This is a genomic window from Limnofasciculus baicalensis BBK-W-15 (assembly GCF_024178385.1).
Classification (GTDB): domain Bacteria; phylum Cyanobacteriota; class Cyanobacteriia; order Cyanobacteriales; family Coleofasciculaceae; genus Limnofasciculus; species Limnofasciculus baicalensis.
Genome location: NZ_JAMZMM010000077.1, coordinates 1 through 5,030, shown reverse-complemented (window position 1 = coordinate 5,030; position 5,030 = coordinate 1). Strand labels below are relative to the sequence as shown.

The window sequence follows — 5,030 nt, the reverse complement described above, 5'->3', positions numbered from 1 at the left end:
TGCTTATTCTGTAATATGTCCATTGAAATGGACTGAAATCTGAAATCATTAAAAATAATCTTGTCAGTCGGTTTCAACCGACTTAAGCTATGATACAGGGATTTTAATCCCTGGCGGAATTAAACGAAAATACGGATGGGATATAAAGGAAATCAAGCAAACAACGGATTCAATTCTTGAAGTTGATTGCGTTTTCTACGGCAAACAAACATCATTTGAGGATGAACGATATGACTAACCAAGAAACTTGGATTATTTACAAAACCGAAACAATGAGTGACCACGGTTGGAGGGAACGCCACCTTATACCTTCTAAATCAATTACAAACATTCTCCATGAAGAGTGGAGTTCAAAACCCAATAAAAAAGCACCATCAATTGGCTCTCGCTTCCGAAATTATACAAACTTAGATGATCCAGAAAATGGCATCACTCACGGGCGTGATGGGGATTGGGTAGTGACTCGCACTCAGGAATATTCAGCCGATGATGACAGTGGGGATAGGGTGATTATTTGTTATTGTTCTTATCAGCCGATCGCACCTAATTGGGAAAAACTGAAGCGGGTTAAACCGCCAGTTGCTGAACCTGTTTAGTTGAGTTGAGTAGAGTTTAAATCGCGATTGTCATGGGATGGCGTAGCCAGCCGACCGCATCGCGATTTTTTAATGATTTAATAGATATGGGCGTGGAAAAGAATGTAGATATAGCGGTTTTCAGTTCCATGAAGTACAGAAGATAAATCCCCAGAAACCCGGTTTCTTTAAGAAACCGGGTTTCTCTGTACCTTACTCAACTGAGAATCGCTATATGTGGCAATGCCACGTCTCGAGAATGATTTTTTTGCAAAGATTTATGGCATTATTTTGAGATAAATTAGCACAGGAAGTACGGAAAATCTGTTAATACATGGAAAAATAGGTGAGAACTGCTAGAGTGACAAATAGGGTGAGGAGTAGCCATCGTTTTTGCTTGAGCATTTGATCGAGATATTTATCGATGATTTTCTTCTTTGGTTTAATCATAAATGACACCCATATAGGTTACTATTATTTAGTATAAAACAATTTTGGATATGAATATTGACATCTTAAAGTATAAGTGGCAGAAGTTGCTGGAACCGTTTATGGTTGAATTAAGTGTTAGCCAGCAGATATTTTGTGACTTGGTTGCCGCTTATTCTACTGTCGGTCGATTTTATCACACTATAGAGCATATTCATCAGGTTTTAGAAACTCTGGAAGATCTGAAATTGGTGGCTATTGATTTTTCAGTAATTCAGCTAGCAGCTTGGTTTCACGATGTCATCTACGATCCTAAATCTCAAGATAATGAGGAGAAAAGTGCTGAATATGCTGAGGTGGTATTAACCGAATTGGCAATACCTTTGGCTACTATAGTACGAGTCAAAACCCTAATTTTAAGTACCAAAACTCATCAATCACCTCTCGATGACATAGATTGCCAAATTCTGCTGGATGCAGATTTAGCTATTCTCGGTGCGGCTAAGTCAGAATATAAAGCATATTCTAGGGCAATTCGTCAAGAATATTCCTGGGTTCCGGATCGAGAGTATCGATGGGGGAGAAAACAAGTTTTAGATAAATTTTTACAGCGAAACAAGATATATTATACAAGTGAGTTATTTCTGGCTTTAGAGAAAAGAGCTAGGCATAATTTGGAAGAGGAAATCGGGGATTTAGGCGCTTGTGTCTCCCAATTTGCCTAAATTTTCTGGATTGACTGGCGCGATCGCGCAAAATCTGCTATGATAATTTTTCCTAGGGGCGACTAGCTCAATGGTAGAGCAGCAGACTCTTAATCTGGTGGTTCAGGGTTCGATCCCCTGGTCGCCCATCCTAGAGTGTAGACGCTGAAAGGATTACAACAAAAGAAAGGGCAGGACTGTCCCATGGCCAGCCCCGCCCTTTCTTTGCCATAAGGACTCAGGTTGAATATGAATTGACGATGATTTATGGCTCGGGGACTTTAATGGTCGAGACTAATCCAGCGTAGTTTTTCCAGATCACATCCGGGCTATTTCCCACCCAGTTGGCGATTTGAACCACGTTTACACCATTCTCTAGGCAGAGAGAGATAAAGGTATGCCTGGTGTTGTACTGCGGTCGGTAGGGGATGGGTAGCTTACCAAGTACAGTTTTCCATGCCTTGTTGAGGAAATTATGAGGGTCGATTGTAAGACCTTTCTTTGAAGGAAAAACCAGGTCGTCGCCTAGCCAGTCGTTGGGTAATTGACTTTGGAGCAAGCCAGTCAGAGCCTCATTGACTGGGAACTTCCTTATGCAATGTGTTTTGGTATCCTTCCTGCTCTTGTCCACCACAGCCTCTGCAAAGGTTATTGTGGTCATAGCAGCATCGACATGCTTCCACTGAAGTCCGATGGCTTCACTTGTTCGACATCCTGTCCAGAATAGGAACTTCACGAACGGTGTGTAGTAACAATAGTAAGTATCAAGAGAAAAAGCCTGGATGATTAAATTTCGCTCTTCTCTTGTGAAAGGGTTTATCGTCTGGCGCTTACTAGGCTTTGATGGTTTGGGCAAAGCATCAAAAGGATTGTGGTCTAGGAAACCTTCCCCTACAGCCCATGAGCAACAGGCTGATAGATGAGTCAATGCTCGAAAACTTGAGTCCAGTGTTAAGTTTTCGAGTAGAAACCTTCTAATATTTCTGGCTTCAGAAGGTTTCTTAAATGGCATTGCAATCAGTTGTCGTTCAGTTCTACCAAATCCTCTCTTGATTGTTGAATCGGCGAGTGTTTTTGATTTGAACACTGTGTACTGAAGCCATATCTCTAGTAACGTTGGCTCGTGCTTTTGTTTGTTCTCTTTTGGTAAATAGCTCGGAGGTTGGTATTTTACCAGTGTTGAGTCAAACCTTTCAAGAGCTATGTCAGACTCGATTAACTTAGCCTTCGCTTCGGCTATCTTTCTATTATCAGAAGTATCTGGCAGTCCCAGTGTCAAGTGTTTCTGTTCTCCACTAAAGACGTGCCTTGGTAGTCTCAACCTAAGCCTTCCTTGTAACGATTCAACACTAACAGATCCCTTCCTTCTTCTCATTGTAAAACCTTATTTATAGTAAGGAGCCAGTGCGCTCCAGTATTTCGGCACATAAATTCCCGGACATTGAGAAGCCTTTATATTATTGGTTAGTAGTTGATGGAATTTATGCGCGAGATAACTACTTAACTTTCCTTCTGCTATTTCCTCGGAAATTTTACCCATAAGTTCCCGGTGAGAAGAGTTAGTTCTTCCTATTAATGTTTTGACCAATGGATAGATTTCCTCCAGGAAACCCGTGTAATCTGGTCCGTATTCTTCTGGGAGGCTTACTTTAAAAAGCCCTTGGCGGCCAGAAAAAGGAATAGGCGGAATAAACCGAACTGGATTTTTAAGTTGCGAGTAAAGGGATCGTCCTTGTGGAATAAATTGGATGTAATTTGAATCATGGTGAAAGTCCGCCACGTAAACTCTCCCGATGATACTGCCGAAAGATAAATATTTCCTGTTCGGGACTACTACACCTTTACTGGACAAAAAATCTCTGGCTGCATTAAACTCTTCTCTCTTTACCGTTTTTGAAGAATGAATAATCAAATCGCCCCTGTATCGAAGATGTTGTAGCCTATTCTCAGCTTTCCTGTTCCCATGGATAATTGCCCAAGCCCAAGGCTGGGGAATACTTAATGCGGTTAGCTCTATCATTCTTTTTCCCATTCAAATAAGGTTAACTGGCCTTCGGGTACGCATGGTTTCTTGCGTCTGGGCTTGGGGTTCCTTACCTTTATAGGATGCGTTCCGTTTCTGAGCAGAAAATAGAAGAGAAGCTCTTTTGACCATGCTTGATAGGGGGTGTTTATCCTTGCCCCCCAAGGGTAATTGCTCGAGATGAAGGCTCTTAGCTCCTTATCGGTTGCGTCAGGCTTTTCCTTCAAATAACCTTCCGCTAGAAAGTCGATTAGTATCCGCGCACGTCGTCTCCAGCTATGTTTCTTTATCATGATTTTTTATCCATTGTTTAATCCATTTGACTAAATTAGTTGGACTTCCTTCTTTTAATTCAGTTGACCTAATCAACTCCGTTGTCTTCCCTCCTTGGTCGAGACGAGAGATTGTCACGAACGTTGTGGATACATTTCCAAGTTTATCCAGCCTTGTTGGTTGGAAGCTTGCGAGATAGTCATCGACTTGGAATCGGAACGGCTTTGGACATTTGTAAATAACATTGATTTCACCGATTTCGACTACAGCCGTTCCCCTTGTCTTCAGATTACTTACATTGATGGAAATTCCGTCTATTTTTACTATTTCAAACAAGCCATTTCGCCCATTAGTACGTTCCTTAAAAGCAACGACAGATGCAATTGTTGGCGGGTTCACAAACTCGAGAGAGCTTTTTGGCACTGCTATCCCAGTCCCTTCGTCCCATTGTGCTGTGATGGGGCGAACATATATCTTTGATTGGTCTGAGTGAAATATTTCCTCTACAGCAATGACAGCTGCTCCTGGTGTAATTGTATCGGCATTCAGCTTTCTCTTGGCGTAAATGCTAGACGAGATGGATAGCTCTCCGGTGAATCTTAGTATTTTATCTGGACTTACTGAAGTAGAAGACGCTTCCTTGTCTGTTATGCGAGTAGTCTCCTGGCGGACGGATAAGTCAGTTTTTGCGATCGCACTTTCAGCCTGCTGAGGGACAATGACCTGTGCCTCAGCCTCTATGGTCTGATCAACCTCCGATCGACCCCCTCTGTCTCCTGAATACCTGATTCAGCAAAGGTTTCAGTTTTTGTTTGAAGGGGGTCGATCGGGCGATCGCCTAAATTTACAGCGTCTTCATAATTGGTTTGTTCGGATTTTACGATCAACCCTGCGCCAAGTACGCTCAATCCCCCTCTCTGTATGGGGTTTGTGGGTCGATCGGGGGGGTGATCGGGGGGTCGATCGGGGGGTCGATCGGCTGAAGCGATGAAGTAGAGATTAGCCAACCCCCGTCCCAGTGAAAAT

The 5,030-nt window shown here is 42.5% G+C and carries 8 protein-coding genes and 1 tRNA gene; 4 read left to right on the top strand and 5 right to left on the bottom strand.

What is annotated here, in order from left to right; genetic code table 11:
- Positions 1-230 precede the first annotated feature (230 nt).
- Complete coding sequence (locus NJ959_RS10080; RefSeq protein WP_254011623.1) at positions 231-596, top strand: hypothetical protein; 366 nt, start codon at positions 231-233, stop codon at positions 594-596.
- A gap of 306 nt (positions 597-902) precedes the next feature.
- Here the strand turns inward: NJ959_RS10080 and NJ959_RS30130 are convergent, their stop codons facing one another.
- On the bottom strand, positions 903-1,025 hold the full coding sequence (locus NJ959_RS30130) for a hypothetical protein (RefSeq protein ID WP_256529018.1): 123 nt from the start codon (positions 1,023-1,025) through the stop codon (positions 903-905).
- Positions 1,026-1,075: 50 nt separating this feature from the next.
- On the opposite strand from NJ959_RS30130, the gene NJ959_RS10075 reads away from it, so the two are divergent.
- Both NJ959_RS10075 and NJ959_RS10070 read left to right on the top strand, forming a co-directional pair.
- Complete coding sequence (locus tag NJ959_RS10075) at positions 1,076-1,729, top strand: HD domain-containing protein (RefSeq protein WP_254011622.1); 654 nt, start codon at positions 1,076-1,078, stop codon at positions 1,727-1,729.
- Between the two features lie 56 nt (positions 1,730-1,785).
- Positions 1,786-1,857: transfer RNA gene (locus NJ959_RS10070), tRNA-Lys, on the top strand.
- 116 nt (positions 1,858-1,973) lie between these two features.
- On the opposite strand, the gene NJ959_RS10065 is transcribed toward NJ959_RS10070, so the two are convergent.
- The 3 genes from NJ959_RS10065 to NJ959_RS10055 form a co-directional block, all read right to left on the bottom strand.
- Positions 1,974-3,083: a site-specific integrase gene (locus NJ959_RS10065; RefSeq protein WP_254011621.1), complete on the bottom strand. Its 1,110-nt coding sequence runs from the start codon at positions 3,081-3,083 to the stop codon at positions 1,974-1,976.
- Positions 3,084-3,092: 9 nt separating this feature from the next.
- The gene (locus NJ959_RS10060) at positions 3,093-3,728 is read right to left on the bottom strand and encodes an ASCH domain-containing protein (protein WP_254011620.1); all 636 of its coding nucleotides are present in this window, start codon (positions 3,726-3,728) and stop codon (positions 3,093-3,095) included.
- 279 nt (positions 3,729-4,007) lie between these two features.
- Positions 4,008-4,427 (bottom strand): hypothetical protein, encoded by a 420-nt coding sequence (locus NJ959_RS10055; protein ID WP_254011619.1) that lies wholly within the window; start codon positions 4,425-4,427, stop codon positions 4,008-4,010.
- A 142-nt stretch (positions 4,428-4,569) separates the two neighbouring features.
- Here NJ959_RS10055 and NJ959_RS10050 point away from each other — a divergent pair, with 142 nt between their 5' ends.
- Positions 4,570-4,716, top strand: coding sequence for a hypothetical protein (locus tag NJ959_RS10050; protein ID WP_254011618.1), 147 nt, complete (start codon positions 4,570-4,572; stop codon positions 4,714-4,716).
- Between the two features lie 25 nt (positions 4,717-4,741).
- Here NJ959_RS10050 and NJ959_RS10045 read toward each other — a convergent pair.
- A partial coding sequence (locus NJ959_RS10045; RefSeq protein ID WP_254011617.1) for a hypothetical protein occupies positions 4,742-5,030 on the bottom strand: 289 nt, incomplete at its 5' end.

What these genes read in the sequence shown, in the direction of transcription:
- NJ959_RS10080 (WP_254011623.1), top strand. Translation starts at nt 231, where the DNA reads ATGACTAACCAAGAAACTTGGATTATTTACAAAACCGAAACAATGAGT.
- NJ959_RS30130 (WP_256529018.1), bottom strand. Translation starts at nt 1,025, where the DNA reads ATGATTAAACCAAAGAAGAAAATCATCGATAAATATCTCGATCAAATG.
- NJ959_RS10075 (WP_254011622.1), top strand. Translation starts at nt 1,076, where the DNA reads ATGAATATTGACATCTTAAAGTATAAGTGGCAGAAGTTGCTGGAACCG.
- NJ959_RS10065 (WP_254011621.1), bottom strand. Translation starts at nt 3,083, where the DNA reads ATGAGAAGAAGGAAGGGATCTGTTAGTGTTGAATCGTTACAAGGAAGG.
- NJ959_RS10060 (WP_254011620.1), bottom strand. Translation starts at nt 3,728, where the DNA reads ATGATAGAGCTAACCGCATTAAGTATTCCCCAGCCTTGGGCTTGGGCA.
- NJ959_RS10050 (WP_254011618.1), top strand. Translation starts at nt 4,570, where the DNA reads ATGCTAGACGAGATGGATAGCTCTCCGGTGAATCTTAGTATTTTATCT.